The 22,356-nt window shown below is 69.8% G+C and carries 28 protein-coding genes and 1 other RNA gene; 12 read left to right on the plus strand and 17 right to left on the minus strand.

Annotated elements, in window-relative coordinates:
- Positions 1–7 precede the first annotated feature (7 nt).
- The 3 genes from AB0M88_RS28640 (at position 8) to rnpB (ending at position 2,090) form a co-directional block, all read left to right on the plus strand.
- A complete protein-coding gene (locus AB0M88_RS28640; protein ID WP_364107555.1) occupies positions 8–919 on the plus strand; it encodes a threonine/serine dehydratase in 912 nt (303 codons plus the stop codon).
- Positions 919–1,674: a sulfite exporter TauE/SafE family protein gene (locus AB0M88_RS28645; RefSeq protein ID WP_364107557.1), complete on the plus strand. Its 756-nt coding sequence runs from the start codon at positions 919–921 to the stop codon at positions 1,672–1,674. The genes AB0M88_RS28640 and AB0M88_RS28645 overlap by 1 nt, the downstream gene beginning before the upstream one ends.
- 18 nt (positions 1,675–1,692) lie before the next feature.
- An RNA gene (rnpB, locus tag AB0M88_RS28650) (RNase P RNA component class A) lies at positions 1,693–2,090 on the plus strand.
- Positions 2,091–2,646: 556 nt separating this feature from the next.
- Here the strand turns inward: rnpB and AB0M88_RS28655 are convergent.
- The 7 genes from AB0M88_RS28655 to AB0M88_RS28685 form a co-directional block, all read right to left on the minus strand.
- On the minus strand, positions 2,647–3,132 hold the full coding sequence (locus tag AB0M88_RS28655) for a hypothetical protein (protein ID WP_364107559.1): 486 nt from the start codon (positions 3,130–3,132) through the stop codon (positions 2,647–2,649).
- A gap of 26 nt (positions 3,133–3,158) precedes the next feature.
- Complete coding sequence (locus AB0M88_RS28660) at positions 3,159–4,415, minus strand: hypothetical protein (RefSeq protein WP_364107561.1); 1,257 nt, start codon at positions 4,413–4,415, stop codon at positions 3,159–3,161.
- Positions 4,412–4,711, minus strand: coding sequence for a DUF6317 family protein (locus AB0M88_RS28665; RefSeq protein WP_364107563.1), 300 nt, complete (start codon positions 4,709–4,711; stop codon positions 4,412–4,414). Before AB0M88_RS28665 ends, AB0M88_RS28660 begins: the two co-directional genes overlap by 4 nt.
- Entirely contained in the window at positions 4,711–5,025 is a 315-nt protein-coding gene (locus AB0M88_RS28670; protein WP_364107565.1) for an SAV_915 family protein, read from the minus strand. The genes AB0M88_RS28665 and AB0M88_RS28670 overlap by 1 nt, the downstream gene beginning before the upstream one ends.
- 94 nt (positions 5,026–5,119) lie before the next feature.
- A complete protein-coding gene (locus AB0M88_RS28675) occupies positions 5,120–5,605 on the minus strand; it encodes an SRPBCC family protein (protein ID WP_364107567.1) in 486 nt (161 codons plus the stop codon).
- Positions 5,602–5,943, minus strand: a complete 342-nt coding sequence (locus AB0M88_RS28680; protein WP_364107569.1) for a metalloregulator ArsR/SmtB family transcription factor — start codon at positions 5,941–5,943, stop codon at positions 5,602–5,604. Before AB0M88_RS28680 ends, AB0M88_RS28675 begins: the two co-directional genes overlap by 4 nt.
- Positions 5,944–6,024: 81 nt before the next feature.
- Positions 6,025–6,360: a hypothetical protein gene (locus AB0M88_RS28685; protein ID WP_364107571.1), complete on the minus strand. Its 336-nt coding sequence runs from the start codon at positions 6,358–6,360 to the stop codon at positions 6,025–6,027.
- A gap of 131 nt (positions 6,361–6,491) precedes the next feature.
- On the opposite strand from AB0M88_RS28685, the gene AB0M88_RS28690 reads away from it, so the two are divergent.
- Positions 6,492–7,715 (plus strand): FAD-dependent monooxygenase, encoded by a 1,224-nt coding sequence (locus AB0M88_RS28690; protein ID WP_364107573.1) that lies wholly within the window; start codon positions 6,492–6,494, stop codon positions 7,713–7,715.
- A 165-nt stretch (positions 7,716–7,880) separates the two neighbouring features.
- Positions 7,881–8,288, plus strand: a complete 408-nt coding sequence (locus tag AB0M88_RS28695) for a hypothetical protein (RefSeq protein ID WP_364107575.1) — start codon at positions 7,881–7,883, stop codon at positions 8,286–8,288.
- Between the two features lie 34 nt (positions 8,289–8,322).
- Here AB0M88_RS28695 and AB0M88_RS28700 read toward each other — a convergent pair whose 3' ends face one another.
- On the minus strand, positions 8,323–9,345 hold the full coding sequence (locus tag AB0M88_RS28700) for an aldo/keto reductase (RefSeq protein ID WP_364107577.1): 1,023 nt from the start codon (positions 9,343–9,345) through the stop codon (positions 8,323–8,325).
- A 95-nt stretch (positions 9,346–9,440) separates the two neighbouring features.
- Between AB0M88_RS28700 and AB0M88_RS28705 the strand changes: the two genes are divergently transcribed.
- Positions 9,441–9,989 carry a TetR/AcrR family transcriptional regulator gene (locus AB0M88_RS28705; protein WP_364107580.1) on the plus strand — a complete coding sequence of 183 codons (549 nt, stop codon included), beginning with the start codon at positions 9,441–9,443 and terminating at the stop codon, positions 9,987–9,989.
- Positions 9,990–10,002: 13 nt separating this feature from the next.
- Here the strand turns inward: AB0M88_RS28705 and AB0M88_RS28710 are convergent, their stop codons facing one another.
- Positions 10,003–10,293, minus strand: a complete 291-nt coding sequence (locus AB0M88_RS28710) for a hypothetical protein (RefSeq protein WP_364107582.1) — start codon at positions 10,291–10,293, stop codon at positions 10,003–10,005.
- A gap of 104 nt (positions 10,294–10,397) precedes the next feature.
- On the opposite strand from AB0M88_RS28710, the gene AB0M88_RS28715 reads away from it, so the two are divergent.
- Positions 10,398–11,552: an MFS transporter gene (locus AB0M88_RS28715; protein WP_364107584.1), complete on the plus strand. Its 1,155-nt coding sequence runs from the start codon at positions 10,398–10,400 to the stop codon at positions 11,550–11,552.
- Positions 11,553–11,627: 75 nt separating this feature from the next.
- On the opposite strand, the gene AB0M88_RS28720 is transcribed toward AB0M88_RS28715, so the two are convergent.
- Entirely contained in the window at positions 11,628–12,221 is a 594-nt protein-coding gene (locus AB0M88_RS28720) for an aminoglycoside phosphotransferase family protein (RefSeq protein WP_364107647.1), read from the minus strand.
- Between the two features lie 129 nt (positions 12,222–12,350).
- Between AB0M88_RS28720 and AB0M88_RS28725 the strand changes: the two genes are divergently transcribed.
- The 3 genes from AB0M88_RS28725 to AB0M88_RS28735 all read left to right on the plus strand — a co-directional run bounded on the left by AB0M88_RS28725 (position 12,351) and on the right by AB0M88_RS28735 (position 13,879).
- Positions 12,351–13,085 (plus strand): SDR family NAD(P)-dependent oxidoreductase, encoded by a 735-nt coding sequence (locus AB0M88_RS28725; RefSeq protein ID WP_364107586.1) that lies wholly within the window; start codon positions 12,351–12,353, stop codon positions 13,083–13,085.
- A 1-nt stretch (position 13,086) separates the two neighbouring features.
- On the plus strand, positions 13,087–13,629 hold the full coding sequence (locus AB0M88_RS28730; protein WP_364107588.1) for a YciI family protein: 543 nt from the start codon (positions 13,087–13,089) through the stop codon (positions 13,627–13,629).
- Between the two features lie 76 nt (positions 13,630–13,705).
- Entirely contained in the window at positions 13,706–13,879 is a 174-nt protein-coding gene (locus AB0M88_RS28735) for a CsbD family protein (RefSeq protein ID WP_364107590.1), read from the plus strand.
- Between the two features lie 21 nt (positions 13,880–13,900).
- Here AB0M88_RS28735 and AB0M88_RS28740 read toward each other — a convergent pair whose 3' ends face one another.
- The 3 genes from AB0M88_RS28740 to AB0M88_RS28750 are packed head-to-tail and all read right to left on the minus strand — an operon-like array spanning position 13,901 to position 16,241.
- Entirely contained in the window at positions 13,901–15,199 is a 1,299-nt protein-coding gene (locus AB0M88_RS28740; RefSeq protein WP_364107592.1) for an acetylhydrolase, read from the minus strand.
- The gene (locus AB0M88_RS28745) at positions 15,196–15,543 is read right to left on the minus strand and encodes a transcriptional regulator (RefSeq protein WP_364107594.1); all 348 of its coding nucleotides are present in this window, start codon (positions 15,541–15,543) and stop codon (positions 15,196–15,198) included. The genes AB0M88_RS28740 and AB0M88_RS28745 overlap by 4 nt, the downstream gene beginning before the upstream one ends.
- A 5-nt stretch (positions 15,544–15,548) precedes the next feature.
- The gene (locus AB0M88_RS28750) at positions 15,549–16,241 is read right to left on the minus strand and encodes a hypothetical protein (protein WP_364107597.1); all 693 of its coding nucleotides are present in this window, start codon (positions 16,239–16,241) and stop codon (positions 15,549–15,551) included.
- A 733-nt stretch (positions 16,242–16,974) separates the two neighbouring features.
- On the opposite strand from AB0M88_RS28750, the gene AB0M88_RS28755 reads away from it, so the two are divergent.
- Positions 16,975–17,157 (plus strand): hypothetical protein, encoded by a 183-nt coding sequence (locus tag AB0M88_RS28755; protein ID WP_364107599.1) that lies wholly within the window; start codon positions 16,975–16,977, stop codon positions 17,155–17,157.
- A gap of 80 nt (positions 17,158–17,237) precedes the next feature.
- On the plus strand, positions 17,238–17,696 hold the full coding sequence (locus tag AB0M88_RS28760; protein WP_364107601.1) for a MarR family transcriptional regulator: 459 nt from the start codon (positions 17,238–17,240) through the stop codon (positions 17,694–17,696).
- Between the two features lie 32 nt (positions 17,697–17,728).
- Here the strand turns inward: AB0M88_RS28760 and mctP are convergent, their stop codons facing one another.
- The 4 genes from mctP to AB0M88_RS28780 all read right to left on the minus strand — a co-directional run bounded on the left by mctP (position 17,729) and on the right by AB0M88_RS28780 (position 22,319).
- On the minus strand, positions 17,729–19,372 hold the full coding sequence (mctP, locus tag AB0M88_RS28765) for a monocarboxylate uptake permease MctP (RefSeq protein ID WP_364107603.1): 1,644 nt from the start codon (positions 19,370–19,372) through the stop codon (positions 17,729–17,731).
- 4 nt (positions 19,373–19,376) lie between these two features.
- A complete protein-coding gene (locus AB0M88_RS28770; RefSeq protein WP_364107605.1) occupies positions 19,377–19,604 on the minus strand; it encodes a DUF3311 domain-containing protein in 228 nt (75 codons plus the stop codon).
- A 140-nt stretch (positions 19,605–19,744) separates the two neighbouring features.
- Positions 19,745–21,025 (minus strand): glycoside hydrolase family 18 protein, encoded by a 1,281-nt coding sequence (locus AB0M88_RS28775; RefSeq protein WP_364107607.1) that lies wholly within the window; start codon positions 21,023–21,025, stop codon positions 19,745–19,747.
- 130 nt (positions 21,026–21,155) lie between these two features.
- A complete protein-coding gene (locus AB0M88_RS28780) occupies positions 21,156–22,319 on the minus strand; it encodes a bifunctional RNase H/acid phosphatase (protein ID WP_364107609.1) in 1,164 nt (387 codons plus the stop codon).
- Positions 22,320–22,356 lie beyond the last annotated feature (37 nt).

Genomic DNA, 22,356 nt, shown 5'->3' on the forward strand with positions numbered 1-22,356 from the left:
TGGCCCGGTGATCGACGTAGAGGACGTACGGGCGGCCGCCGCACGAATCGGCGGCCGCATCCGGCACACACCGGTGCTGCAGGTGTCCGATTCGACCTGGTTCAAGCTGGAGTACACGCAGCACACCGGCTCGTTCAAGACCCGCGGCATGCTCAACCAGATCCTGTCGGCGCCCGCCCTGCCGGCCGCCGGCATCGTCACCGCCTCCGGCGGCAACGCCGGGCTGGCCGCCGCCTACGCGGCCCGCGAACTGGGCGTTCCGGCCGAGATCTACCTGCCGCTCACCGCTCCCCCGGTCAAGGTGGCCAAGCTGGGCAAGCTCGGCGCCCGGGTGGTCCAGGCCGGCAACGAGTACGCGGAAGCCGCGTCGGCCGCCTCTGTTCACGCGGCCGAGACCGGCGCGCTGTACTGCCACGCCTACGACGACCCGGCCATGGTCGCCGGCAACGGCACGCTCGGCCTCGAACTGCTCGAGCAGATCCCGGGCGGCTTCGACACGGTGCTGGTCGCGGTCGGCGGCGGCGGACTGATCGCCGGCGTGATCGCGGCCCTCTCCCCCGAGGTACGCGTGGTCTCGGTCGAGCCGTCCACTTCCGCCTGCCTGCACGCGGCCCTGCGGTCGGGCGCCCCGGTCGACGTACCCGTCTCCGGCGTAGCCGCCGACTCGCTCGGCGCACGCCGAGCCGGGCAGATCGCCTACGACCTGGCATCGTCCTTTGAAGTGCCGGCGCTCCTGGTCGACGACGACGCGATCGTCGACGCCCGCCGCCGCCTCTGGGACGACTACCGCATCGCGGTCGAGCACGGCACGGCCGCCGCCTACGCGGCGCTCACCTCCGGCGTCTACCGGCCCACCCCCGGCGAACGGGTCGTGGTGCTGCTTTGCGGCGCCAACACCGACCCGTCCGACCTCGCGTGATGCACTACGTCCTGCTGGTCCTGGCCGGAATCGCCGCCGGCACGGTCAACGCGATCGCCGGCGGCGGCTCCCTGATCACCTTCCCGAGCCTGATCGCCACCGGCCTGCCCACCGTCGACGCGAACGTCACCAACTCGGTCTCGGTCTTCCCCGGCTACGTCTCCAGCGTCTTCGGCAGCCGCGCCGACCTGGCCGGCCAGGGCGCCCGCGTCCGCGCCATCGTGCCGACCAGCCTGATCGGCTCGATCGGCGGCTGCGCCCTGCTCCTGCTGACCCCCGCGCGCGCGTTCGAGGTGATCGTCCCGTTCCTGGTGCTGGGCGCCGCCTTCGTACTGGCGTTCCAGGACCGGCTACGCGCACTGGTCGGCCACCCGCGCGAAATGTCCCCGCGCCGCGCCACCTGGACCCTGCAGGGCGTAGTCCTCGTGGGAGCGATCTACGGCGGCTACTTCGGCGCCGCGCTCGGCGTCATGTACGTCGCCGCCCTCGCCCTGATCCTCGACGAACCGTTGAAACGCATCAACGCCCTCAAGAACGTCCTCTCCACCGCGGTCGGCCTGGTCACGGTCATCGTCTTCGCGATCTTCGCGAACGTGCACTGGGGCGCGGCACTCACCCTCGCGCCGGCCACCATCCTCGGCGGGTACGCGGGAGCCAAGGTCGCCCGCCGGCTCCCGCCCCGCGTCCTCCGCTACCTGATCGTCACCTTCGGTACGGTCGTAGGCCTCATCCTGCTCTACCGGGCCTTCTTCTAGACTGGTCGACGCGACGGACGAGTCGGCCGGGCGGTCGCGTCGGGGCTTCGGCCCCGCCGAGGAACGTCCGGACTCCACAGAGCAGGGTGGTTGTTAACGGCAACCCGGGGCGACCCGCGGGAAAGTGCCACAGAAAACAGACCGCCGGTGTCACCACACCGGTAAGGGTGAAACGGTGAGGTAAGAGCTCACCAGCACCCCGGGTGACCGGGGTGGCTCGGTAAACCCCACCCGGAGCAAGGCCAAGTAAGGCCGCCCCCGCAAGGAGGCGGCCGGCGCAGGCGTTCGAGGGCTGCTCGCCCGAGCCTGCGGGTAGGCCGCAAGAGCCTGGCGGCAACGCCCGGCCGAGATGGATGGCCGCCCCCGGCGACCACGGTCGCCGGGAACAGAATCCGGCGTACAGGCCGACTCGTCCGTCGCCCTCGAGGTCAGAGCCATCCCGTTGGCTTTGACCTGGCAGTTTGGGTAGTGGTCAATGGTGGCTCGTGGTCATCCTGCCGCCAGCGAAGCGCGGTCGACTGCGCGGACCTGACCACAGTGAGGCCAGGAAGAATCGACTCTATTTCTTGTAGGAATTGCACGAGGGCATCAAGCGGACGCTCGGACAGCTCCCAGACCCAGCCGCCGCTGTGACCGGACGAGGCCGCCGCGAACCGGTGCCGCGTTCAGTTCCTACTTAGAATTTGCGACCCCCTACCTTGTAAGGCCTGGGCGACCCGTTCGGCGTTGTCCGTGCGTGACGCCAGGCAGGTTGCGAAGGACCAAGCCGCGGCGTTCCTCAATTCCCGCGCGAAGAACGGCATCAGCGGCGTATCGAAGCCGCCTGCCCGAAACTCCTTGACGTTTTGACGCAAGGCGACGAATGACTTTGATGCTGTCGCTGTCCGCCTTGTTGCTCCGCGGCCTCCGTGATCCTGACGGCCTTGTGCGGCCTTTGCCCCATCTCTCCGGCGGCCCCTTCGGTTCGCCCGGTCAGGCCGGCTGGCTCGCCTCGCGGGCGCGGCGTTCGCCGATGAAGTCGCGGCCGCACATCGCGACCAGGATGGTCAGGACCAGCCCGACCCCGAACGGCGCCAGCACGAAAGCCAGCGCACCACTGGGCACATGCGTTCCCGCTCCGCCGCCCTTGTCGTCGAGTGGCGCCTCGGCGACTTTGCGGAGCCCGGTGCGGACGCCGAGCACCGCGGTCAGGTCGTAGAGCACCGCCAGGATGACCCGGACCGCATTGTGGCCGTCGCCGACGATGCCGATCGTGAAGCCCGTCGCCATGCCCCCGACCAGGACGAGCAGGAGGAGGAACAGCACGACGGCGCCGACCCGGCGACGCCAATAGGCGCCGCCGCGGCTCGTCCACGTCCGGCCGAGGAACGGCACCGGCAGCACGCCGCCCTTCAGCCGGGCCTGAAGGCGCAGCCGGCCTTCCGGGGTGTCGAGTTCTCGGCGCCTTTTGCTGCTCATCTGCGTCGTCCTCGTCCGAATCGGAATCAGAATAGGTTCTTGACGCCGTGCCAGAGGCCCTTGGCGGCTTCCTGCGGATGCTCGATGTCGTGTCCGACCTTGTGGTACATCCCGACGACGTCCTGGTCCCAGGTTGCCTTGCCGGTGTCGGCGAAGCCCTCGCCGATTCCCTTGACCCAGCCGTCTTCGGTGATGTGCTCGTTCCAGTGGCCCTCGTGCCCGGCCTCGTAGCCGAAGGCGCCGACGCCGTAGGAGGTGAACGGGGCCAGGAACGGCCCGGCGTACGGGATGCAGTCGGTGGCCAGGCCGGCGCCGATCGCGGCCGCGTTGGAACCGCCGTCGACCAGGATGGCGTGGGTCCACGACCAGCCCTTTTCGTGGTCTTCCTTGGACTGGGCCCAGGTCGCGAATCCGCCGAGGACGACGTCGACCGCGGGGACGCCGTCGAGCAGCCGGGACAGCCGGCTGCCGTCCTCGACCGCGCCGAGGCCGTCGGCGATGTCGCCGAGCGAGCTGCCGAGGAAATGGCCGCCCTTGAAGTGTCCGGCCAGGTCTTCGGCCGCGGTCAGATCGGTCTTCAGCAGCCGCCGTTCGGCCCGCATGTCGGCCAGTTCGGCGGTCAACGCCGCTTTCGCCTTGGAGCCGGCCGGGGTGTGTTTGCGGGCGAACTGGGTGTCCTTGTATTTGCGGTTGAAGTCGTCGAGTTTGCTTTTGGCGTCCTCGGCGAACTCGTTGGGCAGCGCGTAGTAGCCCTTCAGCGACGCCGCCAGCACCGCGACGTCGGCCGATTTGAGGAACGAGGTCGGTTCACCAGCGATCGCCGCGGTGATCTCGTGCAGCGTCTCGGTCGCCGTGTCGCGTGCGTCCTGCGCCGCCTTCTCGGCGGCCTGCGACGCGGTCGAATATTCCTTCATCGCCGCGATGACGGCCGGGGTGTAGACCCCCGGCGGCACGGTTCCGTTGGCCGCGACCGGCACCCCGGCATCCAGGGCATCGGAGACGGCCCGGTCGAGCTGCCGCTGCGCGGCCTCCAAACCGGAGGCGAGATCCGCCAGGGCGGTTCCAGCCAGCTGTACGCAGGAGCTCAGCTCCACAGTCGCGGTGGCGTCCTGTTCCCACGCGCCCTTGAACTCCTCGGCCGCCGCACCCGACCAGCCGGCGTCACCGCACAGTGCGTCGACCCGCCCACTGAGTGCCTCGGCGCTGCCGCGCATCTCCGGGACCACTCCGGACAGCTGGCCGGCGACGCGGTGCAGACCCGCGATGTCTCCACCGATCTTCATGCCTCACCGATCACCTTGTTGTACAGCGCCACCACGTCGGAGTCGTTCTCCTTGTAGTCGTCGTGGCACTCCTTCAGTTTGGTGCCGTGTTCGGCCATCGCCGCGCTGATGCCCGCGTTGAGCGACGCGAACAGCGACAACACCGCGGCGATCCCGGCGTCGACGGTCGCGTCACCGCCGTCGACCGGTGGCGGTGCCATCCGGGGCCGCAGCCCGGCGAAGGTTCCCGACTCGGAGGTGAACGTCGACGCCATGTCACCGAGATCGGCGTACACGACCTGGTAGCCCGCGCCCATCAGTCCACCTCCGAGGCATAGAAGACGTCCTCCGCCGACCACTCCCGCGCGTCGGCCCCGTGCGCCGGGTCGACCTGGACCCGGTAGACGCCCTGCGTCCGCAGCCACGCGACGTACGCGTACATCGGCAGCCCGATCCAGGGCTGGAACGGCCCCAACGTCGCGACCAGCGCCTCGACCGAGCTGAAGGCCAGCCCGACCCGCTCGTCCGTGCCGGCCAGCCGCCGTAGCTCGACCGCCGGCTCCCGTTCACCGCCGTCGCGCACCGGCCGCGCCGGCACGAACACGACGTCCCCATCCGCCGGAAGATCCATCGACCACCATCCCCGTCACCTGAACAGGCACATTAGCAACGACGCGCGCCTGCGCGGCCCGGGGTGCCGCCCCTTGCGGCATTGACTTCACCGCCTATCGAGCGTCCTCCCCGAAGAGGGCGGCGTACCGGTTGAGGTAGAGCGGCCAGCCCTGGTCGTGCTCGACGCCGTCGCGGACCGACTCCCAGCCGGGGCCGTGCCGGTCGAAGTGGCGGTGTTCCAGCTCGACCCGGGTGCGGTCGGGGGTCTCGGCGGTGAAGGTCACCTCGACCTCGCTGGTGCGCTCCGGGTCGGTTTCGACCTGCCAGGTCGGTCCGATGTTCCAGCTGAACACCACCCGGTCCGGCGGGTCGTAGGCCAGGATGCGGGCCCATCGGCATTCGCTGCCGTCCGTGCCGCGGTCGACGATGTGACCGCCCACGCGGGGCTCGAACACCGTCTCGGCGATCGGCGTGCCGAGCAGGTTGTGCTCCGGTGGCTTGAAATCACCGAACCGGTCGGTGAACACGGCAAAGGCCTTGCCGATCGGCGCGTTGACGACGACCGTCCGGCGAACCACCGCGGAATCCGCTTGCGTCATGAATCCTCCTGAGTCTTGTCCCCGGCGATGTGCTCGTCCTCGACGACGCCCTGATAGCCGCCCAGCGCCCGCCGCCAGAAGGTGTCGAGCTGGTCCTTGAGGGCGGCCATGCCGACCGGGTTGAGCCGGTAGACCCGGCGTGTCCCCACGGCCTGGTCGGCGACCAGGCCGGCGCCTTTGAGCACCTGGAGGTGCTGGGACACGGCTTGCCGGGTGATCGGTAGTTCTTCGGCCAGCTCTCCGACGGCGCGGGGCCGTTCGGCGAGGCATTGGACGATGGCGAACCGGCTGGGATCGCCGAGCGCTTCCCAGCCCTCCTGAGCTCTGTAAGTCGCCACGAGCGAAAGCTACGACTTACAGAAGCGGTCGTCAAGAACCTGGCGCCCCCGTCGCGATGGTCGCGAACGGGATCGGGCCGGTCACGACCGGATCCCGTCGGCGGCCCGCCGCGCGAGCGCATCAAGGACCCCGACGTGGGCCGGCGGCACCTCGACGTCCAGTCGCAGCACCTCATCGCCCGGGTGGAAAGTGAACGTGAAAAACGAGCAGCAGCTGCTCTCGCGGCCGGTCAGGTCCCGAGCCACCTCCCCGGCGGCCGGGTCGAGGTCCCACCGCAACACGGTGGCCGACAGCCGCTGCTGGGCGCGTAGCGCGGTGGCGAACAGACCGTCGAACTCGGCCAGCCTCAGCGGCCTCTCGACGGTGGGCAGGGTGCAGGCCTCGGGCGCCCACCCGGATTCTTCGGCGGTGGTCATGGTTCGACGGTAAGCCTGAACCTCGGTACCGGATGCAAGCCGATGATTTTCCGGCCGCGAGGCTGTCTACCTGTTCGACGACAGGAGAAAAGAATGTTCGAGGCAGTGATCCGGACGGATGAGCGGGGGGCGTGGTGAGCGGCACCAAGGTGTTGGTTTCGGGGGCGAGCATCGCGGGGCCGGCCCTGGCCCACTGGCTGCGCCGGCGCGGGGCCGAGGTGACGGTGGTGGAGCGGGCACCCGAGCTGCGCCCCGGTGGGCAGGCGGTGGACGCGCGCGGCGTGGCCAAGGAAGTCATCCGGCGGATGGGGCTGGACGCGGCCGTACGCGCGGCCCGGACCGACACCGCCGGCGCGTACACCGTCGACGTGGACAGGAACGTGCTGGAGACCTTCCGCGCGGACGACGACGGCGGCGACGGATACATCGCGGAGATCGAGATCCTGCGCGGCGACCTGTCCCGGGTGCTGCACGACGACACCCGCGACGGTGTGGAGTACCTCTTCGGTGACCGGATCGCCCGGCTCACCCCGGACGCGGACGGGGTCGACGTGGCCTTCGAGGGTGGCGACCGGCGGCGCTTCGACCTGGTGATCGGGGCGGACGGGCTGCACTCGGCGCTGCGCGCGATGGTCTTCGGCCCGCACGAGCGGTTCGTCCGCCACCTCGGGCGCATGATGGCGTTCTACACCGTGCCGAACGAGTTCGGGCTGGACCGCTGGCTGATCGACTACCAGGAGTCGGGGACCGGGCGCTCCGCCGGCCTGCGGCCCATCCCGGACGCGACCCGGGCGATGGCCATGTTCTCCTTCCTCGCGGCTGATCTCGACCTCGACTACCGCGACGTCGCGGCCCAGAAGCGTCTGCTGCGCGAGCGGATGGACGGCCTGGGCTGGTTGACCCCGCGCATCCTCGCCCACCTGGACGACACCCCCGACTTCTACCTGGACCAGGTCGCCCAGGTGGTGATGGACCGCTGGTCGAGCGGACGGGTCGGGCTCCTCGGGGACGCGGCCTTCTGCTCGTCGCCGCTGTCCGGGGCGGGCACCGGGCTGGCCCTGGTCGGCGCCTACCTGCTGGCCGGAGAGCTGGCCGCCGCCGACTGGGACCCGGAGGCCGGGTTCGCCGCCTACGAGCGGCGGATGCGCCCGTTCGTCGAGGCCAACCAGGAGATCGGCCGGTTGCACGCCCGCAGCCTCGACGTCGGCGCGGCCGACGCCGAGCCCTGCTCGCAAGAGTGGCTCGCCGACCTGATCGACCGCGCGATCAACGGAGTCGACCTGCCCGACTACGCGGGGGTGCCGGACTCCTGGGCCCCGGCCGGACCGCCGATGACCTCACCGGCCATGCCGTAAGCCACCGCCTCCCGGCGCGCTGCACTGTCCAAAGCGGAGGCCGCCGATGTCGGTCCAGGACATGCCTGCGCCGGGCGTGGATGCCCGGGCTAGGGTGAGTCGTGCTCGTTCTCGATACCGGAGATCCGGTGGCCGTCGCCGCGGTCGCCGCCATCCGCACCGGGGATGTCGCGGCGTTGCGGCGGCTGCTGGCCGAGCGGCCCGGCGGCACGCCCGCTAGATGACGCGACGGCGTTCGCGCAGTGGCGGGCCGCGCGCCGGCTGGTCGAACGCGGCGCGCACACGACGCTGTGGCACGCCGCGGCCCTTGGCCTCCTCGACCAACTCCGGACCCGTTTCAGCGGCCCCACGCGGCCGGAGCCGGCCGAAGTCAGCGACGTTTTCTGGGGCGCCTGCCATGGCGGCCAGCTACCGGCCGCCCAATTCCTGCTCGACCGCGGCGCCGAGCTCGACTGGATCCCGGGCTGGGAGAACCTGACACCGCTGGACGCCGCCACCCGCGGCGCCGCCACCGACGTGATCACCTGGCTGCGCGGGCACCACGCGAAGACCGCGGCCGAGCTCGGCCGATAGACCCCCACCCGGCCGGGCGGCGAGTGATCGGCGGCTATCCGGCGGAGCGGTCGGTGACCGGGCGGCGGCGGAGGGCCGGGTCGAGCAGGGCCGCCGGCTGGTAGGTCTGGTCGAGGGTGCCGACGTCGGTGCCGGGCGGCACGATCTTGTCGATGCGGTCGAGGAGGTCGTCGGTGAGGGTGACGTCGACGCCGGCCAGCAGGTCGTCGAGCTGGGATTCGGTGCGGGCGCCCAGCAGGGCGCTGGTGACGCCGGGGTGGGCGATCGTGAAGGCCATGGCCAGGTGGGTCATCGGGAGACCGGCCTCGGCGGCGAGCGGGATGAGTTGTTCGACCACGTCCAGGCGGCGCTCGTCGTTCAGGTGCTTGAAGAAGCGGGCGCGCGAAAGGTCGTTCGAGCCGCCCTTGCGGACGCGGCCGGTCAGCAGGCCCTGGGCGAGCGGGCCCCAGACCAGCGTGCCCAGGCCGTACCGCTGGGCGACCGGCAGCACCTCGCGTTCGATGCCGCGGCTGAGCAGGGAGTAGGCCGGCTGTTCCGTGGAAAAGCGGGACAGGCCTCGCCGTTCGGCGACCCACTGGGCCTCGATGATGTCGGAGGGTGGCAGGCCGGAGGTGCCGATCGCCCGGACCTTGCCGCCGCGGATCAGGTCGGTGAGGGCGGACAGGGTCTCCTCGAGGTCGGTCGACGGGTCGGGGCGGTGGATCTGATAGAGGTCGATGTGGTCGGTCTGCAGGCGGCGCAGGGAGTTCTCGACCGCGGTCATGATCCAGCGGCGGGAGGTGCCCTGCTGGTTGGGGTCGTCGCCGGCCGGACGGCCGAACTTGGTCGCCAGCACGACGTTGTCGCGCCGGCCGCGGAGGGCGCGGCCGACGACCTCTTCCGAGTCGCCGTACGCGTCCGCGGTGTCGACGAGGTTGATGCCCGCGTCGAGCGCCTTGTGGATGACGCGAATCGAATCGTGGGGGTCGGGGTTGCCGACCGCGGTGGCGAACATCAGCGCGCCGAGCGCGTACGGGCTGACCTGGATGCCGGTCCGGCCGAGGGTGCGGTATCGCATGGGCCTGCTCCTGCCGTAGAGTGCGAGCTAAGCGGAATATCTTTCCGGAACTATACGGAATGCCTTTCCGTTTCACCAGGGGAGGGTGGAGAGCCATGGCGGAGAGACGGCGGGCCGACGCGCGGCGAAACCTCGACGCCCTGCTCGAGGCGGCGAAGGCGGTCTTCGCCACGTCGGGGGTGGACGCCCCGGCGAAAGAGATCACCGACCGGGCCGGGGTCGGCGTGGGAACGCTCTACCGGCACTTCCCGCAGCGTTCCGACCTGGTCATCGCGGTCCTGGAGCGCGAGATCGACGCCTGCGCGGCGGCGGGTGGCCCGCTCAGCGCCGACAATCCGCCCGAGGTGGCGCTGACCAGATGGATCCAGCGCTACACCGACCTCGTCGCGACCAAGGCCGGGCTCGCGTCGGCCCTGCAGTCGGGCGACGCGGCCCACCAGGCCCTGCGCGAGCACTTCTACGAGCGCATGAGCCCGGCGCTCGACTCGCTGATCGGGGCGGCGAAGATCCGGCCCGACATCAGTGCGGCCGACATTCTGCACGCCGTGGCGCTGCTGTCCCATCCGGTGCCGGGCGAGGGCCCCGACTATGGGCGGCACCTGGTCGCCGTGTTCGTCGACGGCCTGAGGAACGGAACGGGCTGAAGAACGGGACGGGCTAAAGGATCGGCGGCGACGCCAGCGCCCGGCCGGACACGATCATCATGATGATGCCGGCCACGGCATAGATGGCCATGAAGTGCCACGACCGGTCGGCGCGGTCACCCCGGTGCAGGCGGATCGCGTAGTAGGCGGCCGGCACGAAGGCACACCCCGGGATCAGGAACAGCGGGAACCGGGCCGGATCGAACGGGCCTCGGAACCCCGCCGCCAGAAACAGCATCCAGATCACGGCCAGCAGCAGCACCAGCTTGGCGATCAGCCGGCGTGCGTCGGGCGAGATGGACATCGATCGACGGTAGCAAGTGAAGGTGGACGGTCCTTACCGCGTACGGGAAAGAAGGCGGCGCCGGCGCCGTGACCGAAACTTGAAAGATCGTTTAATGTAACCGCATGACACAGATCGGTGACCGACAGTCGCTACGCCGCCCGCGGATCGCCACCTCGGTGATCTTCGCGGCGCACGGCGCGGTGACCGGGACGTTCGCGGCGCGGGTGCCGTGGATCGCCGATCACGTCGGGGCCGAGGTCGGTGCGCTCGGGCTCGCCCTGCTCATGCCCGGTCTGGGGTCGCTGCTGGCGATGCCGGTCTCCGGGCGGCTCGTGCACCGCTTCGACCTGCGGTCGCTGGTGCGGGTGCTGATCCTGCTCTGGCCGGCCGCGCTGATCCTGACGTCGCTGCCGACCGGCGTGCCGGTGCTGTGCGCCACCCTCGTCGTCTACGGCGCGACCGCCGGCCTGGCCGACGTGGCGATGAACGCGCACGCCGTCCTGATCGAGGAGCGGCTCCAGCGGTCGGTCATGTCAGGCTTCCACGGCTGGTGGAGCGTCGGCGGACTGGTCGGGTCGGCGATCGCGGCCGGCGCGGCCAAGGCCGGCGTCGACGCCCGCGTCCACTTCGCGATCGCCGCGGCCGGCCTGATGGCGATCACGCTGGTCGCGTCGGGCTGGCTGATCCCGCACCGGCCGCATCCGACGGCCGACGAGCCGCCCGCGTTCGCGCTGCCGTCGCCGCAGGTGCTGCCGATCGGGCTGATCGGGTTGTGCGCGGTCTTCGCCGAGGGGGCGAGCCTGGACTGGTCGGCGGTCTACCTCAGTGACCTGCTGCATCACCCGGCGGCGACCGGGGCGGCGACCGTCTCGATCTTCTCGGTGTGCATGGCGGCGGCCCGGTTCGGGGGCGACTGGGTGGTGCGCCGGCTCGGGCCGGTGACGACCGTACGGCTGTCCGGCGCCTGCGCGACCGCGGGGGCGCTGATCGTCGTGCTCACCAAGTCGGCGGTCAGCGTGATCACCGGGTTCGGGCTGCTCGGCATCGGGATCGCGGTCGTCGTGCCGCTGGTGTTCGCGGCGGCCGGAAAGATCGGGAACAGCCCGGGACGCAGCATCGCCGGGGTGGCCGGCATCGCGTACGGCAGCGGCCTGATCGCCCCCGGGGTGATCGGCGGCATCGCTCACCTGTCGTCGCTGACCGTGTCCTTCGTGGTGATCGTCGTGCTGGTCGCGCTGATGGGGCTGTGCGCTCAGGTACTGCGGCCGGCCGTTTGACCGGAGCCTCCCGCGCCGGGCGAGGATCGGGTGGATGGGTCGCTTTCGGCGCCGGCCCTCGGGACGGCGCCCGCCTCAGCCCACTCCGGCGAGCCCGTCGATCACCAGCGCCACGTCGAGCGCCCGCGTGCCGACGGTTCCGCCCTCGGCATTCCACACCTCCGACAGAACGCCCATGACGAAACCCCACGCCCGCACCCGCTCGACCGGCATTCCATAACCGTCGGCGAGCTGCTCGATCCGCGCCGGGACCAGCTTCAGCAGTTCCTCGTCCCGGCGCGGCGGATCGGGGTTGTAAAGCATCGGCCCGCAGTCGAAACCGGCGTCACCGACCCGCCCGAACGGGTCGATCGCCTTCCATTCGTCGCCGGCCCGCAAAACGTTGTCATGATGCAGATCGCCGTGCAGAACCCGGTCGTCGGCCGAATCGCACAACGCCTCGAACAGCTCGGCCGCCTTCTCCACCAATCGCCGCGGCATCGGCCCGTCGCCGGGAAACCGGCGCAGATAGGCCCGGAAATCCTCACCCTCACCGCGCAGGTGCGGCAGGGCGCACCCGTCCGGGGGTACGCGGTGAAGCCGTTCCCGGCCGGCACACCGTCGGCGGTCGTCGCCCGGGCAACCCAGTTCATGCTCATCGGGTAAGGCGCCCCGATCGTCAGGTGCCAGTCCTTCGCCGTCCGGTCGATGAGCTCCGGCAGCTCATCCAGCCAGCGGGACCCGGCGTCGCCCCAGCCCTCGAGAATGTTTCGCACCAGCGCCGGCTGCAGTATCTCCCCCATGCCGGATGATGATGCCGTGCCCAGAGTCCTTTTGATAACCGGCGGCGCCGGTGGCATCGGTGCCGCGATGGCCCACCGCTTCGCCGCCACCGGGGGCCGCGTCCTGGTGGCCGACATCGACGAGGAGACCGGCCGGGCGGTCGCGTCCGCGGTCGGCGGCCTCTTCGTCCGCACCGATGTCTCCAACGAGGACGACAACCGCCGGGCGGTCGAGGCGGCCATCTCCGAGTTCGGCGGCCTCGACCTCGTACATCTGAATGCCGGAACCGGCGGCGCGGGCGGCGCCGGTGACGATTTTGATCTGTCCCGCTATCGCCGCACACTGGCCGTCAACCTCGACGGCACGATGTTCGGCCTGCGCGCCGCCCTGCCCGCCCTGGCCGCGCACGGCGGCGGCGCGGTCGTCGTGACGGCCAGCCTGGCCGGCCTGGGCCCGGCCACGTTCGACCCGGTCTACTCGGCGACCAAACACGCCATCGTCGGCCTGGTCCGCTCCCTGGCCCCGGCCTGGTCCGACGCCGGCATCACCATCAACGCCATCTGCCCCGGCTTCGTCGACACCCAGATGATCACCGGCCTCCAGCCCCTGATCACCGCCGGCGGCCTGGCCGTGGCCACCCCCGACGAGGTAGCCGCCGCGGTCGAATCCCTGGCATCCTCGGGCGTGACCGGCGAAGCCTGGACCATCCAGGCCGGCACCCCACCGACGCGGTTCCCGTTCCCCGCGATCGACCTCCCGAAGGCCCGCTGACATGGAATTCTTCGTCTACCACCGCGACCGCCCCGGCTCGGGCGCCCTCCGCGACCAGATGCTCGAAGACCACTGGTCCTACATGGACCGGTTCCAGACCCGGATGATCGCCCGCGGCCCCACCCTGACCCCCGACGGCGAGACCGCCACCGGCAGCGTGCACATCGTCGACCTGGCGTCGCCCGCCGAAGCCCGGGCATTCGCCTTCGACGAACCCACCTACCAGGCCGGCGTCTACCGCGACGTCCTGCTGCGCCGATGGCGCAACGTCCTCGGTCGCACCATGTGGGAATTCCCGGCGGGCCGCGTCGAAAGCGACGGCTACCTGGTCATAGGCCTCGGCCCCGTCGCGGCGGTCGGCCCGCCGCCGGCTTTCGACGGCCTCATCGCGTACGGCCCACTGCTCTCCGACCGCGGCGACCCCGAGATCGGCGTGGCCGCCCTGCTCCAGGCCCCTTTCGCCGTCGCCGGCGCCGTCCTGCCCCCGGACGACTACGCGGCCGTCGAAGTCCACCACTGGGCCTCCGGTGGACGCCCGTCCTGAGTTTCCGTTTCCGCGGAGCGTCCCGGGGTACCCCACTAACGGCACGACGACGTGAACGGCGACGTGGAGGTGCGATATGGCGTTCGACGACAAGGTCGACAACAAGGCCGAGGAAATGGGCGGCAAGGTCAAGGAAGGCGTAGGCAAGGCCACCGACGACGAGCGCCTGGAGGCCGAAGGCAAGGCCGACCAGAGCGGCTCCAAGCTCAAGCAGGCCGGCGAGAACATCAAGGACGCCTTCAAGTCCTGACCCGGTTCCCGATCCCCGCGATTATTCGCGGGGATCGTCCATGTCCACGCCATTCCGCCAATGCACCCGGGGGAAGGGCGGATTCGGGCGTTCGAGCAGGGGTTGCCTGCGGTGGCGCAGGTGCAGGTCGAAGAAGGCGAGTGGGTACGTCTGTTGGAGTCTGACCGCCAGGCCCGGGCTGAACGTACCGATCCAGCCGGCCAGGTCGGTGTCGCTCATGCCGGTGAGGCGGGCTATCTGCGGGAGCAGCCACACGGCGTCGGAGTAGGAGATTTCGGTGCCGCCGTCGATCTGCAGGTCGCGGTGCCAGCCGTGCAGGTGGGTCCAGAACTCGGCGGCGCTGGTGTCGGCGGCGCGGGTGAAGTTGGCGGTCATCATCAGGAATGGCCGGTCGATGTCGGTGGTGATGGGTGGCCGGCATTGCATCGGGCCGTCCAGGCTGAGTCCGGCCCGGATCCGCTGGTCGCCGATCATGGCCAGGGCGGTCGCGGTGCCCCCCTTGGAGTAGCCGAACATGCCGACGCGGCGCATGTCGAGGATCTCGGCCAGCCCGGCCGGCAGCCGGCGGTGCTCGGCGTCGGGGTTGCGGCCGGCGGCGAGGCCTTCGAGGCGGTCGAGGACGAACGGGATGTCGTCGGCGTGGTCCCCGGGCGTGGTCGGCAGGTCGTCGCTGGGGACGGCGAGGTGGCCGCCGGGGAATTCGCTGAACGCGTCGTACGGGGTGTCGACCGTGACCACGACGTAGCCGTGGCTGGCTAGTTCCTGCACGATGACGGTGGTTTCGGAGCGGTGCCCGTTGGAGCCGTGGGAGAACACGATGACGGGCCGCCGGCCGAGTGCCCGCAGCGCCGGGGCTCCGTCACGACCGGCCGTGAGCGGTGCCGCGGCGACGTCGACCGGGAGCCCGTTGTCCGCGAGCAGGCCGCGCAACGGCGCGTCCGGCAGCCACACCGCTGCCGGATAGCGCCGGGCGTCCGGTGTCGCGGGGTACCAGACGCTCACCATCAGCTCGCGGTAGTGACCGGGGCCGGCGACGGGGTCCGGACGGGCCGTATCGATCAGGTGCAGTGACACGATGCCGAGCCGGTACGGCCCGGTCGGCGCGGGCAGGGTGAGGCGGGGCTGGTCGGGGTTGACCTGGCTGGGGCCGGGGCGGCCGGGGTTGGCCTGGTTGGGGTTGGCCTGGCCGGGGTTGGCCTGGCTGGGGTCGAGCCGGCTGGCCGCGGCGGCCGAGGTGCGGTCGGCTCCGGCGAGCGGTCCGGCGGCCCCGGCGGCGAGGGCGGCGGCGAGCAGGCGTCGGCGGGTCAGTGCGATGGTCATCGGTCCTCCGAAGTGTCGCTGGTCTCGACTCGGGCGATGAGCTGTTTGAGGCGTGCGATCTCGTCGGCGAGCGCGGCGGTGCCGGCGGGCGTCAGCGTGATCCAGGTGCGGCCGCGGCGCCCTTCGTAGCCCTTCTCGACTTCGATCAGCCCGGCCGCTTCGAGCACGCTCAGGTGCTTGGAGAGGTTTCCGGCGGTCAGATCCAATTGGGTACGCAGGTAGCCGAACTCGACCCGGCGCGCCTCGTGCGCGATGGTGAGGACGCCCAGCCGGACCCGCTGGTGAACCACGTCGTCCAGCCCGGTGATCGGGTGTGCGGCGTCCGGATCGGGGGCGCCGGTCATGACGTTCACCGGCGCCGGAGGCGGGCCAGGGCGAACCCGGCCGCGCCGAGCAGCAGTACGGTCGCGCTGATGACCTGGCCGGGCACCCAGTACATCCGGGTGTTGCCGGCGTTGCCGGCCCAGCCGAAGTTGATCGGCACCAGGACCACCGCCAGGTAACCGACGGTGAAGGCGAACAAGGCGAGATTGCGTTCGAGTCGGGCGAGGACCAGCAGCGCGATCCCGATCATGCCCCACGGCCCGATCAGGCGATCGACGAACAGCACCCACGACGGGGTCGGCCGCGGGTCGGCCGGCAGCGCCCGCCCCGCCCAATAGATCCTCTCCGCCACCCAAGCGGCGGTGAACAGCAGCGTTGTCACGGCGCCGGTGATCGCGTACGGCATGACCCGCGCGCCGAGCCCGCGCGCTCGGGCGGCCCGGATGTACGAGTAGGCGATCGCGGCGTAGGCCAGCAGGAGAACCGGGGGCCAGTAGTAAAGCACGCCCTGGCGCGAGAATCGGCAGATGTGGTCGGCCGTGCAGTGCACCGACATGAAGTGCACGTCGAACCAGATTCCCAGGTATGTCACCACGGCGAGCACCAGCAGCGTGACCCAGGTCAGCCGCTGATCGTGGCGCACCCGGCGGGCCAGGGCATGCACGTCGGACAGCAACCGCCGGGGATCGCCGTTGGCAGGAAGCGCATCGGTAGTCATGCCAATAGGTTTCCACAGCAAACCTGTCGGCGCTAGTGCCGAATCGAGAGAAGACCGCCGCGCGACGCGCTCCACCGCCCGCCGATGCGCCCATCTGGCCGCCGAGCGCGCGCACCGACCGACGGCGTCCGCGGGCTCGCCAGGGCGAGCGGTCTGTTCAGGTCGAGGGCGGTCGATCGCTTCGCACGTCCTTCCAGACGGCGGAGGCAGCCTGCCAGCCGAGCCAGTGCACCAACTGACGCTCCACTCTTCGGGAAGCGGCAGGCAGACGCCGGAAGTCTTTCAGCGGCACATCCAACCGACCGTAAGCGACTTTCTTCTGTTCGCCAATTTCCGCCTCCAGTGTGAAGCGCGCCCGTTCTCATATAGCTAAGGAAGGTTGCTGGAATACCAACCCAGACCGCAGTCCTCGGCAGTCTGGATAAGTGTGCGCAGGCCTGGTTCCGAGACAATACGGATGGCAGCCGGTACTGGAATCCCTACCCAGGACCAAAGCAGACTCTCACGTCCGGGCGGCAGCCAGCGATGAAACTTACGATGGTTTGGGCCATTCATCCGATTGAGCGCCTCCCGTATTCGATGATTGCCCTACTGAGCAACACGATCATAGATCTGAACGGTCAAGTCGTTTATCGATCGGTCAGAACCTGCAAACGAGGGATCAAGAGGTGCCAAGCCGCCGACCTCGTCGAGGGGTTAGTGCTTCCCGAGCTCAGTCCGTACGATCCATTGCATGGAGATGGATCGATTCCAGAGCCAGAAGATCGCCCAGCAGATCCTTGAAGAAGCCGAACTTCGTGATACGCAGAGCAAAGTGGCCGCTGCCCAAGTGCACGCCCTGATTGCCATCGCCGAGCAGCTGCACGAGGTCGCCCGAGCGCTCGAGAGGCTGAGCGGGCCGCCATCGCCCGGGTGACGATCGGGAGCCACAGCGCCGGACCGACCGTCGCCACACAGATTCAGGCCAGCGGACGCAGATAACTGTATGATGCATGGATGTTGGATGACGAGGTGCTGGGGACGATCGAGACCCAGGTGGCGCTGCTCATGCGACTCGGTGAGGCGACCCGCCGGTCCACCGACGTCAAGCCGCACCGGGCTCTGGACCGCGCAGCCTACGTCATTCTGCGCCGGCTTCAGCAGGACGGGCCGCAGAACGTGTCGGTGATCGCGACCGCGCTCAACCTTGACGGGTCGACCGTGACCCGGCAGGTCACGGCGCTGCAGAAGGACGGGCTGATCGAGCGCCGCCGTGATCCGCGCGACGGGCGGGGCACGGTGATCGCGGCGACGACGCTCGGGCTGCAGCGGGTTGAGGCCGTGCGGGAGGCCAGGCGGGCGCTCTACGGGACGGTGTTGCGCGACTACAGCGGCGAGGAGCGGCGGGAGCTGGCCGCCACGCTGGAGCGGTTCATCGGGGCTCTCGACGCCCACATGCGTACGACCAAGGCGTGACGCGCCCCGGAGGGCGCGCCACCAACCCCAGCTCAGGTTGAGGAAACCGTTTCGATCGGCGTCGCCGACCGGTCGATGCGCGGGTCGCCCTCGTCGGCGAAGTAGTCGTCCGGCGTGGTGCCGTCCACGCCGTCCGGGGTCTTGATGGCCCGGAGCAGCAGCGTCACCAGGACCGCGACCACCAAGTTGACCAGCACCGCCACGAAGCCGACGTAGATGGTCTTCGGTGAGGAGAAGCCGAAGCTGCTCAAGGGGAACGCCGACCCGCCGAAGTGGAGCTTGTGGGTCGCCGGGTTGGGGATCTTCCACAGCATCCACATGGCCAGGCCCATGCCGATCACCCAGCCGGCGATCAGGCCGCCCCGGTGCATCCAGCGGGTGTAGAGGCCGAGCGCCACCGACGGTGCCGTCTGCAGGATGATGATGCCGCCGATCAGCTGCAGGTCGATGGAGAACTGCGGGTCGAGGAAGACGATGAAGGCGACCGCGCCGACCTTCACCACCAGCGAGGCGATCTTCGAGACGCGGGCTTCCTGCGCGTCGGTGGCGTCCCGCTTGATGTACTCCTTGTAGATGTTGCGGGTGAACAGGTTCGCCGCGGCGATCGACATGATCGCGGCGGGGACCAGGGCGCCGATGCCGATCGCGGCGAAGGCGACGCCCGCGAACCAGGACGGGAACTTGTTGTCGAACAGCAGCGGCACCACCGTGTTGCTGTCGACGCTTCCCGCCTTGTTGCCGGCGAGCGGTTTCACCCCGGCCGAGATGGCCATGTAGCCGAGGAGCGCGATCAGGCCGAGCAGGAAGCTGTACGCGGGCAGGGCCGACATGTTCCGCTTGATCACGTTGCGGTTCTTGCTGGCCAGCACGCCGGTGATGCTGTGCGGGTAGAGGAACAGCGCCAGCGCCGAGCCCAGAGCCAGGGTTATGTACTGGATCTGGTTGTTGGCGTTGAGCAATATCCCGTCCCCGGGTGACGCCGATTTGTCGAATTTCGCCGACGCCGAGTCGAAGATGTGGCCCCAGCCGCCCAGCTTGTAGGGCAGGTAGATGACCGCGACGATGATCACGATGTAGATCAGCGTGTCCTTGACGAACGCGATCAACGCCGGCGCCCGCAGTCCCGACTGATAGGTGTACGCGGCCAGGATCGCGAACGCGATGATGATCGGCAGGTGCCGGGCTATCACGCTGTCGCCGGTCACGCCCATGGTCTTGAGCACCGCCTCGATGCCGACCAGCTGGAGCGCGATGTAGGGCATCGTCGCCACGATGCCGGTGATCGCGATCAGCAGGGCCAGGGTCGGCGAGCCGAACCGGGTCCGCACGAAGTCGGCCGGGGTGACGAAGCCGTGCCGGTGCGACACCGACCAGAGCCGGACCAGGATCAGGAAGAACATCGGGTAGATGACCACGGTGTAGGGCACGGCGAAGAACCCCGCCGCTCCGGCGCCGAAGATCAGCGCCGGCACGGCGACAAAGGTGTACGCCGTGTACAGGTCCCCGCCGACCAGGAACCACGTGATCCAGCCGCCGAAGCTGCGGCCGCCCAGTCCCCATTCGTCGAGGTGGGCCATGTCCTTGGGCGCCCGCCAGCGCGCGGCCACGAAACCGATGGCGCTGACCAGGAGGAAGAGGATCGTGAAGATGACGATCTCGGTGATGTGCTCGCTCATGCCGTCACCGCTTCTTCGTCAGCTGGTAGACGACCGAGGTGGTGGCGACGCCGACGAGGATGAAGGCGAACTGCAGCCAGTAGAACGTCGGGAAGCCCCACAACCGCGGCGAGTCGTGGTTGAACAGCGGGGTCAGTACGGGCAGCACGATCGGTATGAGTAGCAGCCAGTTCCACGGGCTGCGGTCGCTGCGTGCGGCGGGCACCGCCTCGGGAGATTCAGGCTCGGCCATCAGCCGTACCTCCTTGTTGTGAGCGCGGACACGGTCCGCGTTTACGCTAACGAGGCAACGGGAAAAGAGTCGATCATCGTGCGCCGAACGGGCGAGGCGGTGCGCCGAACGGCACACCGCCTGGCCTTGGTTTCAAGAGGTCACGGCGTCCAGAGTCCGGTCGCCACGGCCTTGGTGAGCGACGCGTTGGCGTCGTCGCCGTCGAGCGACCACATCATCGCACCGCCCAGGCCCTTGGCCCGGATGTAGATGGTCTTCTCGAGCAGCTGGGCCGGGTCGTCGTAGGTCCAGAACGTCGTGCCGTCGAACAGCCACGAGTTGCCGGCGATCGGGTCCCGGTAGACCTTGAAGCCGGGCAGGTTCTTGACCGTCTTGTAGTCCTCGGTGCCGTCGGCGAAGACGCCGTGCGCGGGCCCGGTGGCCGGCTTGAACAGGCCGTTGCCGCCGCCGGTGACGCCGGTCCAGCCCTGGCTGTAGTAGGGCAGCCCGGCCACCAGCTGACGCCGTGGCGCCCCCTCGGAGATCCACTTGTTGATCGCGCCGTCGAGCGAGAAGTCGTTCGGAACCGGCGTGCCCTTGGGCACGAAGATCGACGACATCTGGTTCGTCGAGGTCTCCCACGGGCCATGGAAGTCGTAGCCCTGCACAGTGCCGAAGTCGAGGTACTTGAAGATCTTCGACGGCTCGAACCCGGCGTCGATCTTGGCCGGTGCGGCCGGCAGGAACGCCGACAAGACCAGGCCCTTGCGATAGGCGTCCAGCTCCTTGCGGAACTCGGCCGCCAGCAGCGTGAAGTTGTGCTTGTCCTCGGGGCGGATCACGTTGCCGACGTTGCCGTCCGAGCCGGGCCATTCCCAGTCGAGGTCGACACCGTCGAAGATGCCGGCCGCGGCACCCGGGGCGACGCCCGGCAGGTTGCCCTTGATCCACATGTCGAGGCAGGAGCTGACCAGCTTCTTACGCGAGGCGTCGGTCAGCGCGGCGTCCGAGAAGAACGCCGAGCCGGTCCACCCGCCGAGCGAGATCAGAACCTTGAGCTTGGGGTTCTTGGCCTTGAGCTCGGCCAGCTGGTTGAGGTTGCCGGAGAGCGGCTGGCCGGCCACGTCGGCCTTGCCGTTGACGGCGAGGTCGGCGGTGAACGGGGTCTGCCAGTCGGCCCACGGGTCGGCCGAGGCGCACAGGCCGTCGGCGGTCACGGTGCCGAACGCGTAGTTGAGGTGGGTGAGCCGGGCCGCCTGGCCCGAGCTCTGCACCTTGCTGAGCTGGTAGTTGCGGGCGTAGATGCCCCACTGCTCGAAATAACCGACCTTGAGGTACGACTGCTGGTGCGACGGGTGCGCCTGTGCCGCAGCCGGTGCGACCGCCACGATGGACGTGGCCACGGCGGCCACGGCTACGAGGCGGCGGGTCAAACCGCGCATGAGCCCTCCAGGGGCAGAGTGAAACCGTGAAGAAAGTTTCCTAATCGAGGAAGCTAAACGTCACCCCTGGCGCCGTCAAGATGACAGACGGGCATGAATGCGCAGGTCATCGATGATGACCGATAGATTACTACCGCAAATGGGCCGTCTCGTTGACCGACCGGACCGCGACGTTGCCGTCCGGCCAGACGTCCATCGTGGAGACCCCGGCGGCGTCCAGATAGAGCCGGTGGAGAAACGCGTCGCCGGCGGCCAGCGCGTCGCGCAGGATCAGCTTGATCGGCGTGACGTGGGAGACCAGCACGACGACCCCGCCGGCGTGCGACTTCACGACCGTCGCCAGGGCGCCACGCACCCGCTTGGCCACCGCCTGGAACGATTCGCCGCCCGGCGGCGCCACGCTGGTCGAGGAGAGCCAGGCCTGCATCTCGCGGGGCCAGCGCTCCTGCACCTCGCCGAAGCTCAGCCCCTCCCAGCGACCGAAGTCGCATTCGATCAGATCTTCGAGCACGGTCACCGGCACGCCGCCGACTTCGGCGGAAATCAGCTCGGCCGTACGCACACAGCGCCGCAACGGCGAAGTGAGGATCGCGGTCACGTCCCGGGACAACCCGGCCACCCGCCCGGCCGCCGCCATCGCCTGGGCCTGGCCCTCATCGGTCAGCGCCGGGTCACCCCGGCCCGAATAGCGGCCCTGCTGGGTCAGAGCGGTCTCGCCGTGCCGCACCATGATGATCCGGGTGGCGTTGTCCATGGCCGGGGGCGCCCAGGACAGCGTGGGGCCGGTGGACTCCGCCTCGGGGGAAGCGAGCGAAGGCTCGGGGGAAGCCGCGCGCGAGGCCTCCGGGGAAGCCGCGAGCGACCTGGAGGACGACGGGCCGTGTCCGCCCGCCGCCTCGTCCATCGCCTTGTTGGCCAGCGCGTCGGCCGCCTTGTTGCGCTCGCGCGGAATCCACTCGAACGTCACGCCGTCGAACCGCTTCACCAACGCGGCCGCCTCGGCCGCCAGCGGCCGCAGCCCCGGGTTCTTGATCTGCCAGCGGCCGCTCATCTGCTCGATGACCAGCTTGGAGTCCATCCGCACGTCGACCTGGGTCGCGTTCAGGTCGAGGGCCGCCTTGAGCCCCTCGATCAGCCCCGTGTATTCGGCGACGTTGTTGGTGGTGACGCCGAGCGAGCCGTACCGCTCGAGCAGGATCTCGCCGTCCGCGTCGCGGACGACCGCGCCGTAGCCGGACGGCCCCGGGTTGCCCCGCGAACCGCCGTCCGCCTCGATCTGCAGCCGCAGACTCACCGTGTTGATGATTCGCTCCTCGTGCAACGCCAAGAAA

The sequence above is a fragment of the Actinoplanes sp. NPDC051411 genome (genome assembly GCF_040682075.1).
Classification (GTDB): Bacteria; Actinomycetota; Actinomycetes; order Mycobacteriales; family Micromonosporaceae; genus Actinoplanes.